General features: G+C 64.7%; 18 protein-coding genes and 2 pseudogenes. 6 read left to right on the top strand and 14 right to left on the bottom strand.

Annotated elements, in window-relative coordinates:
* Nucleotides 1-308: 308 nt before the first annotated feature.
* The 4 genes from ACIRRU_RS23400 to ACIRRU_RS23385 form a co-directional block, all read right to left on the bottom strand.
* On the bottom strand, nt 309-1,373 hold the full coding sequence (locus ACIRRU_RS23400; protein WP_403683542.1) for a serine/threonine-protein kinase: 1,065 nt from the start codon (nt 1,371-1,373) through the stop codon (nt 309-311).
* Complete coding sequence (locus ACIRRU_RS23395) at nt 1,370-1,879, bottom strand: hypothetical protein (RefSeq protein ID WP_403683541.1); 510 nt, start codon at nt 1,877-1,879, stop codon at nt 1,370-1,372. Before ACIRRU_RS23395 ends, ACIRRU_RS23400 begins: the two co-directional genes overlap by 4 nt.
* Nucleotides 1,880-1,980: 101 nt before the next feature.
* The gene (locus tag ACIRRU_RS23390; protein WP_403683690.1) at nt 1,981-3,051 is read right to left on the bottom strand and encodes a helix-turn-helix domain-containing protein; all 1,071 of its coding nucleotides are present in this window, start codon (nt 3,049-3,051) and stop codon (nt 1,981-1,983) included.
* Between the two features lie 59 nt (nt 3,052-3,110).
* The gene (locus ACIRRU_RS23385; protein ID WP_403683540.1) at nt 3,111-3,746 is read right to left on the bottom strand and encodes a hypothetical protein; all 636 of its coding nucleotides are present in this window, start codon (nt 3,744-3,746) and stop codon (nt 3,111-3,113) included.
* Between the two features lie 246 nt (nt 3,747-3,992).
* On the opposite strand from ACIRRU_RS23385, the pseudogene ACIRRU_RS23380 reads away from it, so the two are divergent.
* The 3 genes and pseudogenes from ACIRRU_RS23380 to ACIRRU_RS23370 all read left to right on the top strand — a co-directional run.
* Nucleotides 3,993-4,127: pseudogene (locus ACIRRU_RS23380) on the top strand (ATPase, T2SS/T4P/T4SS family); the annotation flags it as partial.
* A gap of 63 nt (nt 4,128-4,190) precedes the next feature.
* Nucleotides 4,191-5,483, top strand: a complete 1,293-nt coding sequence (locus tag ACIRRU_RS23375) for a tyrosine-type recombinase/integrase (protein WP_403683539.1) — start codon at nt 4,191-4,193, stop codon at nt 5,481-5,483.
* Nucleotides 5,484-5,785: 302 nt separating this feature from the next.
* A complete protein-coding gene (locus ACIRRU_RS23370) occupies nt 5,786-7,960 on the top strand; it encodes a tyrosine-type recombinase/integrase (protein ID WP_403683537.1) in 2,175 nt (724 codons plus the stop codon).
* A gap of 26 nt (nt 7,961-7,986) precedes the next feature.
* On the opposite strand, the gene ACIRRU_RS23365 is transcribed toward ACIRRU_RS23370, so the two are convergent.
* Nucleotides 7,987-8,949 (bottom strand): hypothetical protein, encoded by a 963-nt coding sequence (locus ACIRRU_RS23365; protein ID WP_403683535.1) that lies wholly within the window; start codon nt 8,947-8,949, stop codon nt 7,987-7,989.
* Nucleotides 8,946-9,467, bottom strand: a complete 522-nt coding sequence (locus tag ACIRRU_RS23360; protein WP_403683688.1) for a DUF6932 family protein — start codon at nt 9,465-9,467, stop codon at nt 8,946-8,948. Before ACIRRU_RS23360 ends, ACIRRU_RS23365 begins: the two co-directional genes overlap by 4 nt.
* 167 nt (nt 9,468-9,634) lie before the next feature.
* Here ACIRRU_RS23360 and ACIRRU_RS23355 point away from each other — a divergent pair.
* From ACIRRU_RS23355 to ACIRRU_RS23345, 3 genes and pseudogenes are all read left to right on the top strand, one after another.
* Nucleotides 9,635-9,934: pseudogene (locus tag ACIRRU_RS23355) on the top strand (pilus assembly protein CpaF); the annotation flags it as partial.
* An 8-nt stretch (nt 9,935-9,942) separates the two neighbouring features.
* Nucleotides 9,943-10,872 carry a type II secretion system F family protein gene (locus ACIRRU_RS23350; RefSeq protein WP_403683686.1) on the top strand — a complete coding sequence of 310 codons (930 nt, stop codon included), beginning with the start codon at nt 9,943-9,945 and terminating at the stop codon, nt 10,870-10,872.
* Complete coding sequence (locus ACIRRU_RS23345; RefSeq protein WP_403683533.1) at nt 10,869-11,738, top strand: type II secretion system F family protein; 870 nt, start codon at nt 10,869-10,871, stop codon at nt 11,736-11,738. The genes ACIRRU_RS23350 and ACIRRU_RS23345 overlap by 4 nt, the downstream gene beginning before the upstream one ends.
* 616 nt (nt 11,739-12,354) lie before the next feature.
* On the opposite strand, the gene ACIRRU_RS23340 is transcribed toward ACIRRU_RS23345, so the two are convergent.
* The 8 genes from ACIRRU_RS23340 to ACIRRU_RS23305 all read right to left on the bottom strand — a co-directional run bounded on the left by ACIRRU_RS23340 (nt 12,355) and on the right by ACIRRU_RS23305 (nt 22,858).
* Nucleotides 12,355-14,286 (bottom strand): hypothetical protein, encoded by a 1,932-nt coding sequence (locus ACIRRU_RS23340; protein WP_403683531.1) that lies wholly within the window; start codon nt 14,284-14,286, stop codon nt 12,355-12,357.
* A gap of 233 nt (nt 14,287-14,519) precedes the next feature.
* On the bottom strand, nt 14,520-15,077 hold the full coding sequence (locus ACIRRU_RS23335) for an ABC-three component system middle component 2 (protein WP_403683530.1): 558 nt from the start codon (nt 15,075-15,077) through the stop codon (nt 14,520-14,522).
* Between the two features lies 1 nt (nt 15,078).
* Nucleotides 15,079-16,149 (bottom strand): serine/threonine protein kinase, encoded by a 1,071-nt coding sequence (locus ACIRRU_RS23330; protein ID WP_403683529.1) that lies wholly within the window; start codon nt 16,147-16,149, stop codon nt 15,079-15,081.
* Between the two features lie 295 nt (nt 16,150-16,444).
* Complete coding sequence (locus tag ACIRRU_RS23325; RefSeq protein ID WP_403683527.1) at nt 16,445-16,783, bottom strand: hypothetical protein; 339 nt, start codon at nt 16,781-16,783, stop codon at nt 16,445-16,447.
* Nucleotides 16,784-16,970: 187 nt separating this feature from the next.
* Entirely contained in the window at nt 16,971-17,453 is a 483-nt protein-coding gene (locus ACIRRU_RS23320; protein WP_403683526.1) for a hypothetical protein, read from the bottom strand.
* A gap of 1 nt (nt 17,454) precedes the next feature.
* Nucleotides 17,455-19,671 (bottom strand): hypothetical protein, encoded by a 2,217-nt coding sequence (locus ACIRRU_RS23315; protein ID WP_403683524.1) that lies wholly within the window; start codon nt 19,669-19,671, stop codon nt 17,455-17,457.
* Nucleotides 19,668-21,416 carry a hypothetical protein gene (locus ACIRRU_RS23310; protein WP_403683522.1) on the bottom strand — a complete coding sequence of 583 codons (1,749 nt, stop codon included), beginning with the start codon at nt 21,414-21,416 and terminating at the stop codon, nt 19,668-19,670. Before ACIRRU_RS23310 ends, ACIRRU_RS23315 begins: the two co-directional genes overlap by 4 nt.
* On the bottom strand, nt 21,410-22,858 hold the full coding sequence (locus ACIRRU_RS23305) for a site-specific integrase (protein WP_403683521.1): 1,449 nt from the start codon (nt 22,856-22,858) through the stop codon (nt 21,410-21,412). The genes ACIRRU_RS23310 and ACIRRU_RS23305 overlap by 7 nt, the downstream gene beginning before the upstream one ends.
* Nucleotides 22,859-22,867 lie beyond the last annotated feature (9 nt).

Genomic DNA, 22,867 nt, shown 5'->3' with positions numbered 1-22,867 from the left:
TCTTGCATTTCCCGACTGCCCGGGGGGCGCGTGCCGCGGCACGCGTGGGCGGCCGAGGTGCTTGTGGAGCAACTTTGGGAAGGCGTGGTCCGCGAGGATGCAGGCAACTGGCGCGAGCTACTCGCTCCCATGATTCGGCGAGGAAGCGTCGATGCAGGTCGTGTGCGAGCCGAGATGTGGGAGCTCGCCCGGCTTGGTGCCTTGGTGCCGGTGGGCGTGGGCAGCGATGCAGAGTATGAGGCGGCGGAGCTTGCAGGCGCCAACGGCCTGTCACCGCAGGAGGGACAGGCCGTCGACTTCGCCGTCCGTCAGCTGACGGCCAGGCTGTTGGCGCTCTCGAACACCGCACGGGCGTCACGGTGATCCAAGCTTGGCACCGTCACGTCTTGGCCGATTCTCCGCCAGGACGTTGTCTTGCGGCGCTGCGTGCTCAGACTGATCCCGCCTGCCCTGGAGGGAGCCGCCGTAATTCGCATGCGGCTTTTTGGGTTGCGAAGGAACGGCGCCTCCCATGTCTGCCCGTCGACCTGCTGCCAGTCAGCGATGCGGATCTTCGCGATCTGGTCACTCATCTCCCGGGCGGTTTGAAAGCGGCGCGCTGGATCGGGGTCCGTGGCCTTCTGGACCAGCTTTCGAAGTGACTTGCAGACCCAGGCAGGCAAAGCTGAGTCGTCCGGGCGCAGGGGAGGCCGACCGGCAAGGAGGGCATCTACGACGTCTGTGGTCGTGTACGCGTCGTAGTCGAACCTTCCCCTGAGTAGTTCAAGAAGGACCACGCCGAGCGAGTACAGATCGGAGGAGCGGGTGAGCCCGTCCCCGATCAGCAGCTCAGGTGGGGCGTACAGGTGTGGGGCGTTCACGCACGGTGCCTTGCCCATGGAATCCATCGCACCGGCAAGGCCCAGGTCGCCGATCTTCACCGTGGAGGCATCGCCGGTGAGGAACAGGTTCGGACTCTTTACGTCACGATGCAGGATTCCGTACCGTTCGTGCATCTCGGCCAGGCCCTGCAAGGCAGCTCGTATGATCCGCAGGGATTGGGCCGCTGTGAAGCGCTCGCCTCTCAGCAGCGCGTCGGTGATGCTGCCCAACTCGTAGTAGGGCATGAACACCTCCACTACCTGCATGGGGGGCCTGTAGCTAGGGATCGTGGCGACAGAGCGGACGGTTACCACGTTTGGGTGGTTGATCATCTCCATCACGCGGGGCTCCACCAGGTCCGAGCCCTGGACTTCGGAGAGGTCGATGCGTTTGCCGACCAGCCAGGTCTCTAGCACGGGGTCCAGCCACACCCGAACCTCGCGCAGGCCATTGGGCATGCTGTGGAGGCACTCGTAATCCAGGACGAGGGGCCTTTCGCGCTGCTCGTTCAAGAACCCTGTCCCTCACCGTTCACGCTGTGAAGCTCAGTGGCGTATGCCATGGCCGCGGCAAACGCTGATCCACGCCCAGCGTTCCAGTAGGTGGGAATCCGTTCGAACCCGACGGTCCTGTGGTCGAAGGAGGCCAGCTTGGGTGCGGGAGTGCTGACGAGCTTGCCGATCCGCTCTGTGGTCCATTCCTCGACCGGGATGCCCTGCTCGACACAGGTGAGCATGAGCGCCGAGATCATAGAGACGCGCTCGAAGGCGTCGCGGTAGACCCACTGGTTGTTCTTGCGGGTAGCTACTACGGTCACGGCATCGGGCTGTAGTACCCGTATGTCTTGGGCGATCCGCTGGTGCGTGTCAGCCAGCCGCTGAGCTCCAGTCAACCCAGCTGCTGGAAGCAGCCGTTCAGGAGCATCAGCGATGTGCGAGATGCTCTGAGTCTCATCAGGAACAGCGAGCGCGCCGTAGTAGATAGCACCTGATGAGACAGCCACACCCAGGAGCTTCATGTGTCACGTCTTTCCGGGAAGGCTCACTCAGCCGGTGCCGATGTCCATGTGCTGAGTTGCGAGCGGGTCGTTGCTTGCTCTGCGGTGGCCAGCCGCGCCGGCTATCCCTTGACCAAGCGCAGACCGGGCCGTACGGGTGCCGACTGCTCGCCGCCTCCATCGACGCCAATGGGTACCAGGCCGAAGACGTATTCGTTGAGTTCCTCAGGGTAAATGTTCAACGCGGATGCGACATCTGCCGGAGACATATCCAGGGGCTGGCGTAGCGCCTCGAACACCTTCGCGAGTAGCTGGCTGCTCTCCCTGATCACGGAGGAGTCGGGCTCGTCGCGGCGGTAACCACGATGCGCAAGCTCCTTGACGGTCTGTGTGTAGCGCCACTCCGAGAGCAACCCAAGCTTCCGCAGACGGTAGGCCAGGGCCATAGCTGAGACGCCCCACTTGCGTTTGGCGCTCAGTATCCGATCGAGAGAGGCGTTATGAAGTCTCTGCGCGAGGATGCCGGCACGTGGCATGAGGAAGGCAGACGCGAAGTCGTTGGCTTCACCCTCAGAATCCCGCCCGTGCGGGATGCGGTGCTCGCAGTGCAGCACGAGGTGGCCGAGCTCGTGGGCAGCGTCGAATCGTCCTCGTTCGCCGGTCTTGCGGGTGTTCAGGAAGACGTACGGGGTGCCTGCGTTAATGGTCGAGAAAGCGTCGATGTCTAGGCAGTCTGACGGGAGGGAGAACACGCGTACGCCGTTGGCCTCGAGAAGGTGAACCGTGTTCGGCAGTGGCGCCTCTCCGAGACCCCAGGCGGCCCGTACCTGCTCGGCGGCGGCCTCTGGGTCAAGATGAGGGTAGGTGGGCAGGTTCGGCTTTGGCAGCTTGAACAGCCCCGCTAGCCAGCTGTTGAGCGCGATAGCTACAGCCCCTGAACTCAGGGCGCTATCACGCTCTGCCGCTGTCATCTTGGACGGCGCGCGGAAGCTGACCGCGTCAAGCTGCAACTGTGCCGTCGGCGATGCCTCGAAGAATGCGACGGGGTAGTGAAGAGCGGCTGCGAGGGAGGAAAGCGTTTCCGAGGACGGCGTCTTGCGGTGGTTCTCGAAGGCAGTGATGCTCTGTGCCGAGTAACCCGACCTGCGGGCCAACTCGGCCAACGTCATCCGGCGCCTCTTACGGGCAAGCACCAACCGTTCAGGGGTGAACACTTTCCTCAACTCCCACGTCCGCACTTCTCACTCTTCGGTCAACCTCCCAGCAGCTCCACGACAACCTCCGGGCCGCTGTCGTCGCCCGGATCGTCCAGAAGCGCGATGTCCGCTCCGGGGTCGCCGAGGTCGGGCAGAACCAGCGGGATGCGCTCCTGCCACTCATCGACGAACTTCCCGTTCATCTTGATCGGCAGCGACAGCTCGGCGGAGATCACTCCTTCGTCCCACTTGTAGAGCAGGCACCAGGTCGGGATCTGGTCGAGCTCGCGACCGTAGAGGACATCGTCGTGCGAGAGGAACGCGAACTGACCGTTCCTCTCGACCAGGCGAGCCATGGCCGGACCCTTCGGGTTCTTCGACTTCACGCGGGCGTTCAGGTCACCAACGCCTCCCTGGGCGCTGATCGCAGTGACCGCGTGACTCGTGCTGGGGTGGATCATCCGGAGGATGCTGTCCCGCGACGTGTGCTTCCACCCGTCCGGATCGAGTGCCTCGGCGAGGTACCGGTTGGTGCGGCTCCAGAACATGAAGCCCCGCATGGCCGGCGCGTCGAAGTCGGTGCAGCTGCGGATGTCGGCAGCCGCGAGGTCGAGCGCGTTGTGGAACAGGTCAGTCGAGAAATCCAGCTGCGCGAGTCGCTGCACGCACCGCTCGGGATCCAGGTTCTGCACATCCCCTCCAGGCAACCTTGGTTTCAAAAACCATACCTCATTCGAGGTGTAGTTTTTGAAACCGCGATCATCATCGCATGTCAGTTCGAATCTGTCATCTGTGGCTTCACGCTCCTCTTGGGTCAAGCCTGAGTAAAGCCTGTGAGACACCATGAGCGTCGCGGTGTTAGGGGCGGTCGGGAACCTTGGCGGGTTCGGCTGAGACAGGAAGACCTCTGAGACAGGTGAACTGTTCCTAACAGCCGCCAGGTGACGCTTCGGGACTTGGTGCGGCAGGCGTTGCGCATGCGCCCCGACCGGCTGGTGGTCGGGGAAGTCCGCGGAATCGAGGTACTGGAATTGCTGGCTGCCTTGAACACCGGCCACGAAGGAGGATGCGGCATGTTGACCGAACTAACTCAGGTGTTTTCGCAGGTCAGTTGGGGTATCTGCTAGCTTCTCGTCATGCCCGGTGAACTACGTCCCGGAAGGGACCTGAAGAACTTCGTCCTGCCCGAAATAGGCCAGTTACTGGAGACGGGAGATCCCTGGGAGCCCTACCAGTTGCTGGATCCGTTCGGGAGGCCGGTCGAGCCAGTTGCGCTGTACTTCAAGGATTTGATGGCGGGAAACAGTTCGCCGCTGACGCCGCGCTCGTACGGAATGGATCTGCTGCGCTGGTGGCGGTTTCTATGGGTGCTCGGGATCGAGTGGGATCGAGTGGTCCGGGAAGACGCCCGGGACTTCATGCTGTGGATGAAGCTAACGGACAAGCCAGTACGCGTTCACTGGCGCCACCGCGGCAAGGAGCCCGCCGGGATCCCGACACCGTCCCGAACGGGCAAGCCGGCGCCGGGGACGCCGAACCCAGTGACAGGGAAGCCCAGCGTCGGCACGAAGTACGCGCCGAGGACCCGGGCGCACTGCGAGACAGTGCTGCGGTCGTTCTACGACTTCCACCTTGATAGCAACACCGGATCGTTGCTGGTCAACCCGTTTCCGCTGGTACGCAAGAGCAAGTCTGCACGGGCCAAGGAACAGGGCGGTGGCGAAAAGAAGCGCCAGAACCGGCGGACAGGCCTATACCGGCCGACAATCCCGAAGCGGATCCCGCGACGCATTCCGGATGAGAAGTTCACCGAGGTCTTCGCTGGCCTTCGCTCGCACCGCGACCGTGCCTTGCTGGCCTTCTGGGTCGCCACCGGTGCCCGTGCCGAGGAACTGCTCACCTCCAAGCAGGGCCGTGCGATCGTGAGTCAGCAGACCATCGGTGTGATCCGCAAGGGCACTCGCGAGTATCAGGAACTGCCGGCCACGCCCGATGCATTCGTCTGGCTTCGGCTCTACCAGGAAGATACCTGGAAGAAGGGCGTCCCTCGTGGCCGTGCACAGCCTCTCTGGTGGACTCTGCGCCGCCCCTGGCGGCCGTTGGAGTATGACGCGGCCCGCATGATGTTCAACCGCGCCAACGCGCTTCTGGGCGCCAACTGGACCCTTCACGACCTGCGGCACACGGCGACATTCTTGATGCTCGACGACCCGAACATGCCGCCCGTCTACGTTCAGCACATCCTCGGCCACAAATGCCTGTCGACGCTGGACATCTACAACCGCCCCACCAAGGACGATGTCATCGCCGCCGGGCTTGCTCACCATGCTCGACAAGAACAGCGGCGCAAGGAGCCGCCCGCGCCTGTCGTCGAGCCGAGTTACAACCCCGACTCCTTGTCCATTCTGTTCGGCCGGGATCTGTCATGACTACCACCACAGCACTGATCGCCCCCAGCTCCGGCCCGTCGACCACGAGCATGGCGGGTGCCGAAGCAGTCGCGCTGATGGACCGGTTTCCGCCGCGGACTCGGTCCAGTGAATGGCCGGCGACGGCCGCCTCACGCGAGGAGGCCCTAGACCGGTTGCAGCGGCCGCCGCTGCGAGCTCCTCAGCCGCGGACTCAAGACGCTCGGATGGTCGGGGCCCGCTTGTTACTGGGGTGGCTGGAGACCTTCCCAGGTGAGACCTGGCAGCAGCGCTGGGAGGCGAGCCCAGCTCAGTCTCAGCGTGTGTCGGACGCTGGCTGGCAGGATGCCTTGGCGGACTGGGCTAACTCCGTGGGGCGCCTGCCGCGGCGCGAGACGCCCAGAGCCGGGCTGCTGGCCCTGATCTGCGCGGACGTGATCCGTCCCGACCCGCAGTTCATCATCGGAGTGCCATCAAGATTTCTCCGGCCCGCGATGGAGGCATCCCGCGACCCCGAAGGCTTCGCCCGCCTGAGGGCATCGCTGCCCGCCGGCGTCCTGTCGACCAACGAGGGGTCGTCGGCCCTCAAAGCGATCGCCGAAATCATGGCCTCGTACGGCGGCACCGTCCAGGACATCGCCGTCGGCGACCTGTTGCTGTGGTTGAAGGAGAACCCAAGCAAGAGCAGCAAGAGGATCCTCCTGGCCTACGCCTGGCTTCGTGACCTGGGCACCTTCCCTGCGGACGCGCCGACGACGTTGTTTCGCATCGCGCACCGCACCGGTCAGCTCACCCCGGCGGAACTCGTGGACCGCTACCACCTGCAGTGCCAGTCGGTCCGCGATGCCATCGTGGCCTACTTGCTGGAGCGGGCACCGGGCCTTGACTACGGCTCTCTACAGGCGATGTCGACGTCGCTGGCCTTGCGATTCTGGGCCGACCTCGAACGCCATCACCCCGGCATCGACTCCCTACGGCTTCCGACCGAGGTGAGCACCGCCTGGAAGACTCGCCTCGCCACGAAGGTCGTGCGCAAGCGCCAGGCCGACGGCTCGATCACGGAGACCGCTGAGCCACGCAAGAGCGCGATCGCTGTCAAAACACAGGTGCGAGGCTTCTACCTGGACCTGGCGCAGTGGGCCCTTGACGAACCCGATCGATGGGCCGTCTGGGTCGCTCCTTGCCCGATCAGTGACGCGGAGTGTTCGACCAAGAAGGCCGACCGGCAGCTGAAGTCCCGCATGGACCAGCGCACCCGCGAACGGCTCCCCGCTCTGCCCACGCTCGTGAGAACGGCCGACCGCCTCCTCAAAGAGGCCAAGGCCCGCCGCGACGCACTCAACGAAGCCGCCCTCGGCTCGACCTTCACCGTCCTGGGCGAGACGTTCACGGTCCCACGCGGAAGCAGACGCGCAGACGGCCGCCCGACCCGGGCCTGGGACAGCCAGGGCCAAAGGCGCCAGCTCGACGCCGAGGAACGGCAGGCGTTCTGGGCCTGGGCGGCCATCGAGATCCTGCGCCACACCGGCATCCGGATCGAAGAGCTCCAGGAACTGGGACATCACAGCATCATCAGCTACACCCTCCCCACGACCAGACAGGTCGTCCCACTCCTGCAGATCGCACCGTCGAAGACGGACCAGGAACGGCTCCTCCTGGTCACGCCGGAGCTGGCCGACGTGCTGAGCACAGTTGTCTCCCGGGTCCGTGGCGCCGACGGGCAGGTGCCAGTGATCCCGAGCTACGACGAGCAGGAACGGGCCTGGAACCCACCGATGCCCCTGCTCTTCCAGGAAGACACCACCGGTGACAACCATCCGCTGTCCGCGCACTTCATCCGCGACGCGATCCACAAGACCCTGGCAGCGACCGGGCTCCGCGACGCCGCCGGCAAACCGCTGACGTTCCAGCCCCACGACTTCCGCCGGATCTTCATCACGGACTCCATCCTCAATGGTCTGCCGCCCCACATCGCGCAGGTCATCGCAGGTCACGACCACATCGGGACCACGATGGGCTACGCCGCGATCTACCCCGCGGACGCCATCGAGGCCCACCGGGCGTTCATCGCCCGCCGCCGGGCCCTGCGGCCGGTCGAGGAATACCGCACGATCACGCCGGAGGAATGGGACGAGTTCCTTGGGCACTTCGAGCGCCGAAAGCTCGCCCTGGGCGAGTGTGGTCGGGCCTATGGCACTGATTGCGCTCATGAGCACGCTTGTATCCGCTGCCCCGTCCTGATCGTGGCCGCGACGGAACGGCCGCGGCTGGTCGAGATCCGCGACAACCTTCGCGCACGGATCCTGGAAGCCGAACGCGAGGGCTGGCTCGGCGAGATTGAGGGACTACAGAGCAGCCTCGCTCACGCTGAGGAGAAGATCGCCCAACTCGATGCACAGATCGCCCGGAAGCAGGAAGTCGTTGACCTGGGCATTCCTGCCTTTCGGGCGATCGTCGCACGCGCAACAGCCGTCACCCCAGCAGATGAATGCCCATGAAGTCGTCAGGAGTGCGAGTCAGCGCGTCACTCGTCGTCCAACTCACTGGCAGGCGGAATCTGAGACTGTTGACCAGCCACTTCGATGAGTCGGTAGCGACGCTGGCTCCGCCTTCCTGCGGCGGAACGCAGGACAAAGCTCTCCAATGCCACCTCTACTTCTTCGTCAAGATTCGCCTTGACGACGTTGACCAGGGATTCGTCAACGAAGCCATGAATCTCGGTTCCGGCAGGAGTCTCAAAGTAGAAAATCTGCCTGCGAGTGCGGAGGCCGTCCAGCCGTCCTCGCATGCGGACCACCTCGCGCTCCTCCCGGATGACGTCCAGCCGCTCACGGAGAACAGCCGCCTGATCAGCAGAGATGCCGGATGCAACCCGCTCTCCTGTCGCGCGTCGAACAGTCAGGCTGATGTCCAGGTTCGGATTCGGGAGCTTACTAACCAGGTCGGCTACGGCTCGTCGAACCACGGGCGATGCGCTGAAGAGCGAATCCATCGAGTCGTCGTCTTCGGGCCCTTCAGGGAGTGCCCGGACAAGCTCTACTGCGCCGATCTCGGCCCACGAAACTCCGGGCCATGGCAACTCACCCTTGTCTTCGTCACCATCATCGGCCTGCACGTGCGGGCGCAAATCAACAATGACCGAGCCGGCCGCAGAGGCGGCGACATCAAGACGTGCGACTTCGAGGTCCAGAGGCTGCAGTTTGACCACGTCCGCCAGACGGGCCCGTCGAGCCTTCGCGAGGCGCGCGACAGCACGCTGCACGCGCTGGAGGAAATCGCCAACATCGTTGGCAGAGATCAATCCTCCGGTGGTCTGGTCGGCAAGCCGAAAGTTCAGCCCGGGGCCAGCCGCAGCCTCCTGAAGGCCAAGCCCGCTGAACTTCTGGGCAGAGGCCTGGAGGCCCGCTCTCGTCAATCTGGAGAGTGGATCGCTGCCCTCGGTCGTCCGAAGAGCTCGGACGTATTTGTCGCGAAGATCGTTGTTCACCAGCTCACCTCCAGATATCCCTTGGTAACTCCTGGCACGGGCTCCCCGTCAGGCCCCTTTACCTTCGACCACATCCCATCCCAATACTCCTCCTGCTCGACGACCCCTGCAGCCACCGCAAAGCTGTCGATCAGACCACCCATAGGCTGCACGCGTTCAGCCCAACCGCGAGGTTGTTGGGTCTCCACCCCAAGAAGAGTGAACAGCGGGAGGAGACGTTCATGATCCTTATTGGTCAGCGGGAGCGTTGGATCGATGAGAACAGCCAGGTCCACGTCGTTCGGGGGAAGAGCCTTATAGGTGCAGAATCCACCGTTCACCCAAAAGGTGCCACGTTCAAGGATGTCCCCGATCATGTCGGCATAAAGCTGAAAAGCTCGGAAAATGCGCCGTCGGTGATCGGTATGTGGAGCACGCTCGACGAAGACTTCCTCGATCTCGGCCATCGAGGCGGCGTGACGGCCAGGTGGCAGTAGGCCACCACTACTGAGCGCCGGTATCACGTTCCCCCCTCGCATCGGCACAGGCCGACAGTCCCGCAACCCTGGTCGCTCACCCTAGCTGGGAAGCCGAGCGGTGTTAACGGGAACGTCAGTCTCACGGGGGACACCAGTGTCGAGCCGGGCTCTGAAGACCCACTCGGCGGTGCGAACGAGAGCTCCCTATGAACCTTGCACGGTAGTTCGGAGAAGGCACGGTCCATGCGAACGCGGCCGAGCACGTACCTGCCCGACTGGAGGCGCTGGGGACGGCTGCGGGGCTGGACCGGGTCGCCCTGCACAGCCAGTTGGCTGCCGCGCTCTCGGTCGTCGTCCACCTGGTGCGCGACCGCTCGGGGCAGCGGCGCATCGCCGAGGTGCACGTTCTGGACCGGGACAGGGCGGGATTGGTCGTCACGGTTCCGGCACTGGGCTGGGGCGTCGACGGATTCGTACGGGGACCGGGATGGGAGCGGCTGCGGTCGCTGATCGGAGGTGTGCCGTGACCGGGGCGATGTCGCTCCAGGCGGCCCACATGGCGGCCCTCTGCGCCGGGTCCGCGGTGTGGCTGGCCATGATGCGGGACCCGGGGGGCCGGCGGGCGAGGGTGCTGTTCGCGGATCCTCGCCCCGAGCCGCATCGGCCGTGGGACCGCCTGCCGGGAGCGTCCAAAGCCTGGAACGGGTGGAAGAGGTCGGTGCGGACGCGCCGGGAGTGGTGGTGCGTTCCGGTCGCGGTGCTGCTCGCCGTGGTGGGCGGCTCGGTACTGCCCCTGGCGGCCGGAGCCGTCGCGGTTCCGTTGGTACGCCGGTGGCTGCGAAGGCGGGACGAACGGAGGAAGCGGGAGCGGAGGGCGGACGCCGTGGCGGCACTGTGCGGGGCCGTCGTCGGGGAGCTGCGGGCAGGCCAGGAACCAGGACAGGCGCTGCTGGTCGCGTTGCGCGACTGCGTGGTGGAAGGGAGCGAACCCTTCACGGAAGGAGGTGCGCGGGCGACGGCCCGCCCCGGTGCATGGCTGGGGGACGCGGAGGCCGCCGTGCTGGCGGCGGCGCGGTTCGGGGGCGATGTGCCGACGGCGCTGCGGCAGGCGGCTGAGGGAAGCGGGCTCGAAGGACTGGCCGGTATGGCCGTCTGCTGGCGGGTGGCCGCCGACGGCGGGGCCGGTCTGGCGACCGGACTGGACCGCTTGGAGACGGCGCTACGCGAAGACCGTCGTCAACGGGAGGCGTTACGGGCTCAGTTGTCGGGAGCCTGGTCGACGGTGGTGGTCCTGGCGCTGCTCCCGGTCGCGGGTCTGGGGCTGGGCACGGCGCTCGGGGCTGAGCCGCTGCGTGTGCTGCTGCATACGCCGGGCGGCCTGGTCTGTCTGGCGGTGGGCGGAGTTCTGGAGGCGGCCGGACTGTTCTGGGCCTGCCGGATCGTACGGGGAGGGGAGGCGACATGAGCGGGGCGGGCGGAGAAGTTCTCCACAGCCTGGGGATGGCGGTGGCTGCGGCGGTCACGGCAGCGCAGTCGGTGCTGGTGTGGGGTGCGGTGCGCAGAGCGCGAGCTGTTCGAGGGCGCGGTGCGTTGCTCGTGGGCGCGGCGCCTGTCCCACGAGCTGGGTGGTGGAGCCGGGGGGCCGCACGGCTGGCTATCAGGGGGAGCGGCAGGGGAGGGCTCGCTGCGGGCTCCGGGGCGACTGGGGGCACTGGGGGTGTGGGTGTCGGGCGCTGGGCCCTTCCTGCCGGAGTCTGGCTGACGGGATGGATCCTGGTGGGGGGCGTGCTGGGGTGCGTGGTCGGGCTGGCGGCGGCGTACGGCGTGTGGCGGCGGCAGCGGACCTCGTCCGGGCGGCGCTCGGACCGAACGCGCAAGGAGCAGGCCGCCCTCGCCGAGCAGCTCCCCCTCGCCGCAGATCTGCTGGCGGCCTGTATCGCGGTCGGGGCGGGCCCCCGGGAGGCGGCGGAGGCAGTCGGCGAATCCATCGGCGGGCCGGTCGGGGATCGGCTCACCCGTATCGCGGCCGAGATCCGCCTCGGTGGTGAACCGGCCCAAGCGTGGAGTCACCTCGGGGAGATACCAGGCGCCGGGCCACTGGCTCGCTGCCTTCACAGGGCCGCATCGACAGGCGCACCTGTGGCGGAGCCGGTCGCCAGACTCGCCGGGGCGATGCGTGCGGAGCGAGCCGACGCGGCTGTCGCCCGCGCACAACGGGCCGGTGTGCTGATCACCGCACCAGTCGGGCTCTGCTTCCTTCCGGCCTTCCTGGCGGTCGGGGTGGCGCCGGTGATCATCGGCCTGGCCGGAGGGCTGCTCGGGCCGGGATAGCCCGATCTGGCGCGATCGTGCGGCGACGTGCCCAGGTTCGGTGGGCTCTACCGCTCCAGCTCTACCGCTCCGCGCCTCTGGTGCGCTGCGGTTCCGCCGGCGGTGTGCCGCTGGCGCAGTGGGTCGGTGCGTAGTCCGGGGTGTGGCGAGGCTGCCACCGACGCGGATTCCGCTGGCCATCTCAGCTGTCACTCATGGGCGTTCCGTCCGGGCGCCCATCCGAAATATCGATGCCCATCGGGGGATGAAATGGAAACGAAGTACTGGGACCGGGCCGTTACCGCACTGTGCCGGGTGTGGCCGTCGACGCGGCTGTCGGACCGGCCGATGAAGTGGACCGCACGGTGGTCGGGGAGGCTCGACCGCTCGGATCGCGGAATGACGACGTCCGGTGTCGCGGCACATCATGTGTCCCACGCTTGCCGTGTCCCTCTGGCGTGTTCCAACTCACCCATCAATTTACGCCACGCACACTTCAACGTGTCGCTTTTCGGAGTCAGGCCCAACTCGCAGAAGTGATGCACGTCATACCCTGGTTGAGAGATGGAAGCGCCCAGACAGCTGCTCCTCAGCAACCTGACGGAGCAACTGCGGTGATAGGCGCGTAGCGGTGAACCTACTGCCCTGGGGCATCGTCGACGAGGCCGTAAGGTGCCGGGCCTCCAGCGCCGCCGTAGCGCGCGACGACGTCCCCTTCGACGGAAGGTGGCGGCACGTTGTCCACCAAGATGACTTGGGCGCCCGCTCCAAGGCCGCTGAGCCAGAGGTTCAAGTGACGGTAGATCCGTCGGACAATTGCCTCCCCAATAAATCCCTCATCGTCGCCTTGCTCTGCTGCCCCTGAGTCAATCTGAATCTCTGGGGCGAGATTCTTTTGCGGGCTATCCACCATCAGGAAACCGGGATGGCGTCGACCCTCCTCGTAAGCCAGCTCGAAAATAGCTAGCTCCCAGGCAAGAGAGATCAAAGTCGTTGCCCCCGAAGAGCCGACTTGATCATAACGAATACCGCGAACGTGGGGCAGGAGATTCTTGTCCAAGTAGGCATCTGAGAGCTTCGGGTAACCAAAGCTTTTGAGGATTTCAGAGAACCGCGTCGAGAGGTTCAGGAGAACCGTGGAACGGCCACGCTGGTTGGCTTCGGAGTCTGCCAGGCGTCGACGCAGTTCGCTGAGCCTTGCGGCGAGCTCCTGCACCGAACGATCTTTTTCTCCAACGGATTCAAGCATTCGCCGATGCTGGAAGAGCTGGTTCCTGACCTTCTCAGCTTCAGATACAGCAGCTGCAGCGGAGTCACGCTCAGCGAGGAGCGGTGTGATCGCGTCGCGAGTCAATTGATCCAGACGCTGCTGGAGTGTCGCGCTCTCAGCATCCATCTGAGCGACGGCCTTTCGGGCCTCGATTGCCTCAGCCTCGACTGACGCGATGTAGCTGTTGAGTTCTTTAAGGCGTCGCTTTGTGCTATTCAGCTCCTTCGTTACATCCACGCTGGGCTCAGGTGCTGGATCGTTGCCGTTATTAGCCGTCGTTTCCTGCGCTTCGCCCTCGACGGCCGGCGTTGAGGGCGGCCCATCCTGCAACGCAGAATGCTCCAAGTGAGGAATCTCTGATCGACAGAGAGAGCAGTGCCCGTCTACTACGGCGGCGCTTGGGATCTGGGAAGCGCATGCAGGGCATACAGAAACGCTCAGAGGATCGAATAGCCGCTTTGCTTCCTTGAGCATGGTCAGCTTCTTTAGATCATCCGAGTACTGGGCACGGAGTGGGGCAAGCCTCCTCAGTAGAGTCTCGCGTTCACGCGCCCAATTCTCACTCTCGCGTGCATCCTGAACCTTGTCCAGGTATTGACGTCTGGCATCCTCTGCAAAGGCCGTGCGCTCGCGCGCGATATCGTTAATTCGGTCAAGAGCCAGGGTTGCCTGCAGATAGGCATGGTTCGCGTCGGACTGTAGGGCCTCCAGTTCGACAGGATTATCGGGAACGCCTTGCTCGCGAATGAATCTCCATACCGCGTTCAGGCCACTCCGCTCGGACGAGAGTTCGGTCTGAAGCTCAGAGATCTGACCAGAGAGAATCGCCCCGTGCTCATCGAAGACATCAAACAGGAGATCAACGACCTGCTTCAGTTTGAGAGCCTTCATGGGCTGATGCTCGTATGCGAGGTTTTTGTTGTCCAGTCGCGTGTTACTCAGAAACCACAGTGGAGCAAGGTCTCGAAAGCTAAGCGAGTGAGTGGCAGAGTCAGGTTTGGTCGGCGCAACCTTGAGTCGAATTCCGTCGAGTCCGCAAAGTTGTAGGAGAAATTTCGACAGGCTGTCTTCGTGCGACGAATCAGCGGAGACCAGACGCGGTGCGACAGAGTCGAACGAATCAAGATCTCCGGTGAAGATGAGGACGTCGCGAGTTGATCCCTCAACACCGCGTTGAATTACGTATCGTTGGCGCGAGTACCCGAGTCTAGCCGAATCCGGCCCCGTGCTTTCGTTTGCCGGTACATTCTCGCTATGGACCGGGATGTCAACTTCAATAGAAAGCTGGGCGGCCTTCACGCTTTCTACGATCTCTGGATGCTGTGGGTGCGCTGAGTTGCCTAGGCAGAAGTCAATAAACTCCAGGACCGTAGTCTTGCCAGTGCTGATCTCCCCGGCGATTACGCTAAGCGGGCGATGCTGGCCTGATTGGTCAGAAAAGTCGACGGTGTAGTTTTTACGGTACCCAACGAGGCGAAGGCCGAGAATTCGGAGCGATGGCCCGTGAGACGTAGGCGGCATTACTATCCTCGCTAGAGATCGTAGAGGTCCATCATGGCTGGATCAGCTTTAAGCCAATCCCGACACTTCTCTTGCAATTTAGTGTCAGGAACCTTCTCGATCCGCCTCGACACTACCTTTGCGCTTTCTCTGTAGGCGTCCGCGTATACACTCGTTAGCTGCTCAGAGATTTCCCTGCCAGTGTCCGTGATGGTGTATACGCGATGACCGTTTGCGGCTCCTGGTTTGGCGAGGCCATAAGCTACCAGCATGGCCAAATCGTTCTGGAGCCGGCTTCGTCTGGTGATGAAGAGATGGCCAGGCGAGGCGTATGTGAGGGGTTTCACGGAAAACCCTGCCAGCACCAATTGGCGGAAATCCGCTTCCGCTTCCCCGATCACTAGAAACGGGTTGGCCGAAAAGAAGTCGAGTGCTCCAATTCGATCGATGCTGGAGGTCATCCGACTCGAGCTCGTGATCTCCAGAAGTATGATGAGCTGAGCCAGCCTGAACTCCGTCTCATCTTCCGGCCGGAAGTATGATCCATGCGGCGTTTTCTCCCGCTGGGAAGAAGCGTGTTCTGCTGACATCTCAGACACCTCCGTCTTCCAGTGGCGAGCTCGCTGGGTCCTCAGTTGGTTCTGCTACCGAAGTGGGCGGTGTGGGGGGAGAGGCCATAACTACCTGCGGGTCGTTTGTCGATCTTGAATGGGCGGCGGCCACGGCCTTGTAGTCACGTACCCAGCCGGCTCGGCCATCATTCACGCGCTGGTGCATTATGCCGAACGCATGCACCATCCCGCATCTGATTTCTGTCGGAATGTTCGGGTGATAGCTGCGGATCGCGTCCATCACTCCTACATAAAGGCCGATGAGCCTGCGGTCATCAGTCGCCTGAAGCGCCGAATTGAATCGCTGTGCCCAGATGGATGCAAGGGTCGTACGAACATCCGAAAGGGTCTGGAGCTCTTCCGGAACACCTTTATCGGTAACCTCGTGACTCAGGATTTCGGCGTTAAAGAACTCTTCCTTTGCCTCATCGCACTCGATCATGCCAGCTTCATGCATTTGGTGAACGAAGAGGGTTCCGTCGTACTTGCCGTAATCATCGAGTGGCACAGTCGGGCGAGTGGTGAGAGGCGGAATAGTCGCCGTTGCAGTGAAATAGTATTCGCGAATTTCACGCGCATCCTCCGACTGCAGAAGACGACGAAGCCTCATGGCGTTCCAAAGTACAATAGTTACGCCATCGTCCTTTTCCTTTTTCTTCTTCCAGCCGAGCCACCATTTTTCGGTTGGTCCATCGAGGTCAACCGGGATGCAGAGCGTCCAGCTCGTAAGTGTGTACCCCTCGCGCTTTGCGCACTTCAGGGCCTGATCGTATGCGTCCCGGACTTGGGCCTTCTGAGCATCGCCGAAGCCGTCAATGAAGTATTTAGACTGCCAAACGCTGGCCTCCCCCTCGAGGAGGGTGCCAATGTAGGCGTCGATTCCCCAGTCTCCAGGGTTAGCCTCCAGTGTAGAGCTGCCTGGAAACTTGACATCGACAACGTCCTGGATCATTTTTTCGAAAAGGTCGCGGCCCCCAGCGGTACTTCCTGTGCGGATTTTAAAGAACTCAAAATTGATGAGCCCTGTTCCCAAGATAGGAACACTTGTCATGCATTCCGCCCATCTCCCGCTGCTGCGCAGAGCAGTGACTTTCGCGGTGTACCGCCCGGATTTTTCATGCTCACCCAGGATTATGGTTGCAGTTGGCCATGTCGGCTGGTGTCGCAGAGCGATAGCTCACCCATGCCAATGTGCGGTCGGATCAGTCGATTCCGGGCGCTAGTAGCTCCGGGAAGCTCCGACTTCTCGAGACTCCGTACCTGGATCGACTGGGTTCCGACCCTGAATTAGTCGGTGCGAGGCGGGCCCCTGAAATGGTCGAGCTCGCGGACAGTTGAGACATCTCTCAGTCATCCTCGCCGAATCCGTACTGGATGTTCTCCTGGTTGCAGGACGGGCAGATGATGTAGGCGTGTGCGTTACTACCGTGTTCATAGGGGAGGTAGCTCGTTCCACCCGCAAGCGCCGATTGACACCACTGACAGGTGCGACCGCCGCCGCTCTTGCCACGGTTCGGCGGGTCAACAAGCACGCCGCCTTCATCGAAGTAGACCCGGTACCCGTAGCAACTGTCGTTGTGGCATTCGTACCGGCCGGCAAGCTCTTCCGAGTCGGCCCACAAGTCCTTCCCGCAGTCGGGGCATGGCCGTGTCCCGCTGTCAATCGACTTGTCGGAGATGCCCATGTTGCCCCCTGGCGGCTCTCGTGTGGCGGTTGTCGGCCGCGCGTAGCATCTTGCCAGTAGATACCCCGATGGGCTGGGTGTCTGGCCACATGGTCGACATCGCCCTTCCTACGTGATCGGCTTGCCTGGGTGAACGGTTCCGGTCCGCATGGATGCCCGGGCAGCGGTCGTCTTCACTGCACGGCCCTTAGGGGGCAGTCTGACTGCCAGTGGCCCGCATGCGACGGACGTTGTCTACTGCAGCAACCTGTTCCCGGAGGCGTTCGATTTCCCCGTGCTGGGCTGTGAGTCGGGAGACGGCAAGCGTCTTGAACGCGGTGAGCTCGGCCAGTGCCGCGTCCCGTGTCGCGACTCGTTCCTTGAGTTCGGCGACCTGGGCCTTGAGCCGTTCGATCTGCGACGCCCGGGGGTCAGGGGCCTCGCCCGCGTCGCGCTGAAGCTTCAGACGACGCTCGAACTCCTCGCCGAGGTGCTGGTAAGGGCCGGGGCGGGTGGTGCCGTCACGGTTCCTCTTCGGATAGAAGCCGGTCCGGGTCACCCCCGCTTCGGCGGCCAGGGTCTTCAGGTCGCACCTGCCGCCAGGCGGGAGTTCCCCCCGCAACAGCCGGTCAATCGCGGCGCGGATCGCCTCCTCGTTGCGGGTCCGGTCCGCGTCACTGATCCGTGGCATGTCACTGGCCTCTACTCGTTGTACCGGCCGCCGTCATGATCTCGTCCAACACCCGCTGGGCTCGCTCCACCTCGGGCTCGAGCCGCTTCTTTTCGCCCTTGGGGAAGCGCGGGTTGGCAAGGAAGACCTTGCCGGTGCCGACCTGACTCTGCCAAACAGGCAGGTGACAGGGGTGGTGGGTGGCCTGCGGGCAGCGGGCGGAGTCGCACATCCCGCCCAGCGGCTTCGTCGCGTCCGGGGTGCCCGCCAGCTTCAGGCACAGGGCTTTGTGCGGGTCGCGGAACCAGCAGTAGTTCGCGGTCTGCAGATGCAGGTGCTTGGACTGCTGCCGCAGCAGGTTCTCCAGCCGCCGCTCGGCCTCCATCACCGCCGCGGTGCCCGGCTCGTGGTCTTTGAGCGAGGCGTCGATGTGCTCGAATGCTCTGATCAGCTCGCGGGCCCCGGGGCCCGCCGGCATGCGGCCCGCGCGGTAGTCCTCGAAGGCCTCCTTCGTGAGCTTCAGGTGGTTCTTGTCCTGCTCCCGCTCCACCTCGGCTAGCAGGTTGCCTTGGGAGCCGCCGGGCCGCATCGCATAGCCCTCGGTGGTGACCACGGAGACGTGCTTGAGGTGGATCTTCGCGGCCAGGAGGCCGCCGGGGCGGTGGGCCAGCGACAGAGCGAGCGTTCGCCGCAGCATCCGTCCGTTCACTGGCCCGGCCGGGATCGGCGCCAGGCCGAGCCGCTGGCCGGCGGGGGTGTTGACCCAATCCCGCAGCCTCTTGTGCAGGAAGTCCATGGGTGAGCGGGCAAAGGCCCGCTCGCCCACCCGGGCCTGGTTGAGGCGGGCGGCGAGCTTTACCGCCCGCCAGGCTGGTTCCAGCACCACCCATTCTTCGGCGACGCCGCCGAACTCCTGCCCCTTGATCAGCTTGCTGCCTAGCTTGAAGCGTCGGGTGCCGCCGGAGACGCTGACCGGCGGCTGGGGGGAGTCGGCGGTCATCTCGTCCAGTTCCCCAGCTCGCATGCCGCTCAGGGCCGCGACCAGGACCCGGCAGGCTGCCAGCAGGACGATCTGCAAGCTCCGCAGCTCGTCCCCGGTCAGAGGCAGAGTCCACGGTGCCAGCTGCTGCGGATCGTCGGCGCGGGGCACCCGGGAGGCGTCCCGGCCGAACATGCCCGCCACCCCCACCTCGGCCACCACCGGCTCTAGGAACGGGCGGAGATCCTCAACCAGGTGGTCCGCGACCCTCGCGTATCTGGAGCCGGTCGCCTGGCCGAAGAACTCGCCAATATCGACGTTCAGCAGCGGATCGTCAGGCCGCCAGCCTCGTTTGACGCGTCGCGTGACCTGCCGGGCGTCGATCTCCAGCAGCGGCACCCGCTCGCGGACATGCCGGGTGGCGGCGGCAGCGACGCCTGCCTGGTGCTTCGCCGTGACGGCTCTCGGGTTCTGGCCGCCCTTGTTCGCTCGAAACTCCAGCATGCGCTCGAACTCCTCGGCTACCAACGGCCCGAGCGTCTCCACCAGATACAAAGCCGCGGCCACCGTGGGCTGAAACACCTTTTCCGCCACCGGCGGGGTGGAGGAGATGGCATAGGTTTCCCAGCCCGCGACCTCGCTGACCGTGTGCCCCTCCCACGGCGTGAAGTCAGGCCGGTAGGCGTCCACCGTGAACAGCTCGCGATAGGTGGCTAGGTCCACAACCGGCCGCAGGATCGTCAGCATGGTGCCCGGTGTGATCGGCCCGCTGCCCTGCTGGCGCTTGCGGGTGCGGTGCGAGCGGAACTCCCGGTACACCTCGCAGTGCTCCTGCATCACCTCACTCAGCGACGACATGCCCTGCTCGGCCACGAAGTTCATCCACCGCACCAGCTGCACGCAAAAGTTGAATGCTGACTCCGGCTTGTACGGCTCACGCCGGGCCTCCGGCAGAGCAAGGACATGCTCATGGTCCGGTACGACCAGCGCGAACACGTACTCCTTGGCGGTCAGCCGCAGGGCCGGGTTGGTGATACCGGTGAAGTCCAGGCGCTTGACGTTGCTCCGCACCCCCTTGGGGAACTTCACTGCCGACAGGTCCCAGAAGTCCTCCTCGAACGCGGGACGCGGACCGTCCGGCCACATGTCCCATCCGGCCGTGAGGCACACGTCCAGCCCCGCGAACGGGGACTTCAGGGCCCACTCCCGGGGGATGGGACCGGCAGGGCTCTCGACGACCAGGGCGGTATCGCGGGTCACTGGGTTCCTTCCTCGGGCCGAAGCGGCAGCTCGGAGTCGATGTCGTCCACCTCGCCAGCCGCCTTCTCGAGTAGGCGGGCGTCGAAGCGGGGCAGGATGTCGTGGTCGAGACGGTCGGCGTAGGGGCCGAACACCGCGAGGAACTGCTGCACGGTGAGCTGCCGCGACTGACGGGCGAAATAGGCCTTCAAACGCAGCAGGTTGGGCACATGCCGAGGCGTGAACACCGCCAGCGGGCACAGCAGGCACACCCACGGCCGGGCCGGACACGGCTTGCCCTTGGGACCGTGGAGTCCGGCGAGCTGGTTGGCGCACGCCGCAGTGAACACGTCCATCTCGCCGCCCAGCAGCTCGGCCATGGCCTTGGCATCCAGGCTTAGGCGGGCCGCCTGCTCGGGCTGCTCGGTGACGAACGTGGCGGCCTCCTCGTCGCTCAACACGATGGGCGGGCGACTGCGCCGCAGGATGTCGGCCTGGGCATCCTCGATGATGGCCTCCACCGACTCGGCCTGAGCCGGCGTCGTGGTAGAGACGTAGTGGCTGCCCTCCACCGCGGCCGTGTGATTCGGGTCGATCTTCGTACGGCCGGTCCAGCCCCGACGCGCCAGCACGTTGTGGTACGTCGTACGGATCCGTGCCGAGTGCAGCAGCAGCGGCTCTCCCGCATCCGTACGCAGATCAAGCTCCCTCGCCAGCTGACGCCGGGCCTTGTTCCCGCTCTTGGGGGCGATCCGGGTGGACAGCGCCGACAGCTTCGACTTCGCGCCGTCCGTGCTGCGGTACTCGGTGTCCATGAAGACGAACAAGTCGCCGGCTATCGACTCCGGAGCCAGTCGCCGCACAGGCTCCGACAGCTCCAGCCAGCGCTCCAGCAGCCGCACGGCCCGAGCAGGAAGGTTCACCGATTCCGGGCCGCGGCGTCCCTTGACGTAGTCCATCAGCACCGTGCGGCCACCGGTCCACGTGAAGTCCTCCAGCCCCAGATCCCGGATCCCGTCCGGAACAACGCCGCTGTAGACGCCGAACAGAAGCCGCATGGCGGTCGCCACCTGCACCGGCGGGTACATCGCACCGCGCACGTCCCGGTACTGACCGCCGACGCCGTCGCGGAAGTAGTCCACGCTCAGCCCCATCACCCTGGTGACGTCCGCGACCTTCAGCGGGCCGTGCTCGCGCAGCAGCCACGCGAAGTTCTGCCGGTTCCGGCCGAGGTCAGATCTGTCAGGACCCAGCGCGGCCAGCTCCAGGACCTCGCGCTGACGGGCCATGACCTGCTGCAGATAGTCCCGCAGCCCGGCCTCGATCTGCCCCCACTCACCCTCGGGGTACGGCTTCAGAGGCTTGCCTCGAGGGCGGCCTTTGACGGCCTTCCCCTCAAGGTAGGCCCGAATGCCAGCGTTCACGCGGTCCCCGCAGCCTGCCAGCAGGCGCCGAGTGTGGAAGACGCGCCTGCCTCCGACGGACATCCAGTACGACAGGACGTGGCTCGCGCGCAGATCCGCCAGGCTTCCGTTGAAGCCCAGTGCGGCCAGCTCCGCGACCATCCGCCGGATCGTCGACGTGTAGGTCACCGCGCTCTGACGTGCGGTGATGCGGCCCAGCGGGTGCACCATCTGGACCAGGCCATGGGCGAGGTCCTCCGCCAGCTTCTCGTTGGCTGTGGAACTCAAGTCGCCCGTCCAGGCTGGGTCGTTGGGGAACGTGAACTCGATGCGCAGAGGGTCGTGTTCGACACGGGTCACCATGTGGCATCCTCCTCGTCGTCGAACTCGGCGTCCGCCTCGGCGGCGAACTGGCCACTGTGCTTGCCCGCCTCGTCGTAAAGCTCGCGGTAGATCCGCTGCACGTCCAGGCGCTGGATGTAGATTTCCGTGGTGGTCACGCTGGAGTGCCCGAGCAAATCCCGCAGCACCATCAGAGGGTCCGCCTTCGTCAGATATAGCGACAGCGCAGCGTCCTCACCGGCGTCCGCCACCAGTGCAGCCGCCCGCTGGTAGTGGCCCTTGACTAGCCTCTCCAGCGTCGCCATCGCAAACGTGTGGCGCAGGACATGGGGGCCGACCGTCGGGAACCGCGGCTCGAAGTCCCGCCGGATGCGCTCCGAGGTCCGGCGGAAGACGGTCGCCCAGTCGGTGAACGGGGTTCCGTCCGACTGCACTGCGATGATCGCGGGCGTGCCCTCCGGCGTCACCAGCCGCAGCCGCTCGTTCAGAGTCAACTTGCGCCAGGAGACCCGACGGCCGTTGACCTTCCCGCCCTCCCAGTCCGGCTCAGTGATCGTCAACGGCTCGCCCAGGCGCGGGTCAGGCCGGTAACGGCGGCCCTCCGTCAGCATCACGCGGTCCAGCTCGATGTACTGGTGCACATCGGCCAGAACGTCGCAACTCGCCCACGTCTCCCGGGGCTTCTTGCCCTTCGTGATCTGCGCGGCCAGAGGGAAGCGGACCGGAACCGCGCTGCTACGGGCAGGCAGAGCAGGCAGCTCGTAAGTCAGCAGGTGCGTGAACTCCTGCGCCCTCAGACCGCTGGACGCCACGAGCGACCCCATGGCGGCGTTGCGCCCCAGGTGGCGGCCGCGGAACGAGTCCGGCTCCCCGTTCGGGCGCAGGCCGGCCAGCGCCCGCACGAACACCTCGAGGAAGTCGCTCTCCAGATACTTCACCGTGACATGCGGCTTGGCCCGCCGCACCGTAGCCGTGTTCCGCCGCGCCAGCTGCACACCGGCCTCGGTGTACCGCCGGACTATCTGGTACGTGAACGGCACAGCCGGGCACAGTCCCTCATCATCGGCCCACGCGTAGAAGCGCGCCACGGTGTTGATGTTCTGGTCCCACGTGCCCTCGTCCCAGCGAGCCTCCAGCGGCCCCGCGAACCGGTACTCCGAGAACGCGCTCAGAGCGTCCCGCAAGGGCTGCCGCTCTCCGAGCGGATCAACGCCCATTCTGGCCAGAAACTCCAGCCAACAGCGCAGAGCCTGCGCGTAGTTCTTCCAAGTCCTCTGAGATCGAGCTCCGTTGAGAGGAAGTTCGCGCAGCCAGCGGTTGGCCGCCACCGTGGGCCGGGGTGCGCCGCCGTCCTCGAAGGCCAAATCCTCGTCGATCAGGACCGGCATGCCTTCGGGGATCAGCGGCTGACGCCCAAGCCCCCAGTCCTCCCAACCCGTTCGGCTGTAGAAGATCAGATGCATGCTGCGACG

It is taken from the genome of Streptomyces sp. NPDC101181 (genome assembly GCF_044767975.1).
In the GTDB taxonomy this organism is placed as follows: Bacteria; Actinomycetota; Actinomycetes; order Streptomycetales; family Streptomycetaceae; genus Streptomyces.
Note: the sequence above shows the minus strand (reverse complement) of the source record. Positions and strands in the feature narration are given on the sequence as shown.

Excerpts from the sequence above, each read along its gene's own strand:
- ACIRRU_RS23395 (WP_403683541.1), bottom strand. The coding sequence starts at position 1,879 with ATGAAGCTCCTGGGTGTGGCTGTCTCATCAGGTGCTATCTACTACGGC.
- ACIRRU_RS23335 (WP_403683530.1), bottom strand. The coding sequence starts at position 15,077 with ATGTCAGCAGAACACGCTTCTTCCCAGCGGGAGAAAACGCCGCATGGA.
- ACIRRU_RS23330 (WP_403683529.1), bottom strand. The coding sequence starts at position 16,149 with ATGACAAGTGTTCCTATCTTGGGAACAGGGCTCATCAATTTTGAGTTC.
- ACIRRU_RS23350 (WP_403683686.1), top strand. The coding sequence starts at position 9,943 with ATGTCGCTCCAGGCGGCCCACATGGCGGCCCTCTGCGCCGGGTCCGCG.
- ACIRRU_RS23375 (WP_403683539.1), top strand. The coding sequence starts at position 4,191 with ATGCCCGGTGAACTACGTCCCGGAAGGGACCTGAAGAACTTCGTCCTG.
- ACIRRU_RS23320 (WP_403683526.1), bottom strand. The coding sequence starts at position 17,453 with ATGCCACGGATCAGTGACGCGGACCGGACCCGCAACGAGGAGGCGATC.
- ACIRRU_RS23325 (WP_403683527.1), bottom strand. The coding sequence starts at position 16,783 with ATGGGCATCTCCGACAAGTCGATTGACAGCGGGACACGGCCATGCCCC.
- ACIRRU_RS23345 (WP_403683533.1), top strand. The coding sequence starts at position 10,869 with ATGAGCGGGGCGGGCGGAGAAGTTCTCCACAGCCTGGGGATGGCGGTG.
- ACIRRU_RS23360 (WP_403683688.1), bottom strand. The coding sequence starts at position 9,467 with ATGCGAGGGGGGAACGTGATACCGGCGCTCAGTAGTGGTGGCCTACTG.
- ACIRRU_RS23310 (WP_403683522.1), bottom strand. The coding sequence starts at position 21,416 with ATGGTGACCCGTGTCGAACACGACCCTCTGCGCATCGAGTTCACGTTC.
- ACIRRU_RS23305 (WP_403683521.1), bottom strand. The coding sequence starts at position 22,858 with ATGCATCTGATCTTCTACAGCCGAACGGGTTGGGAGGACTGGGGGCTT.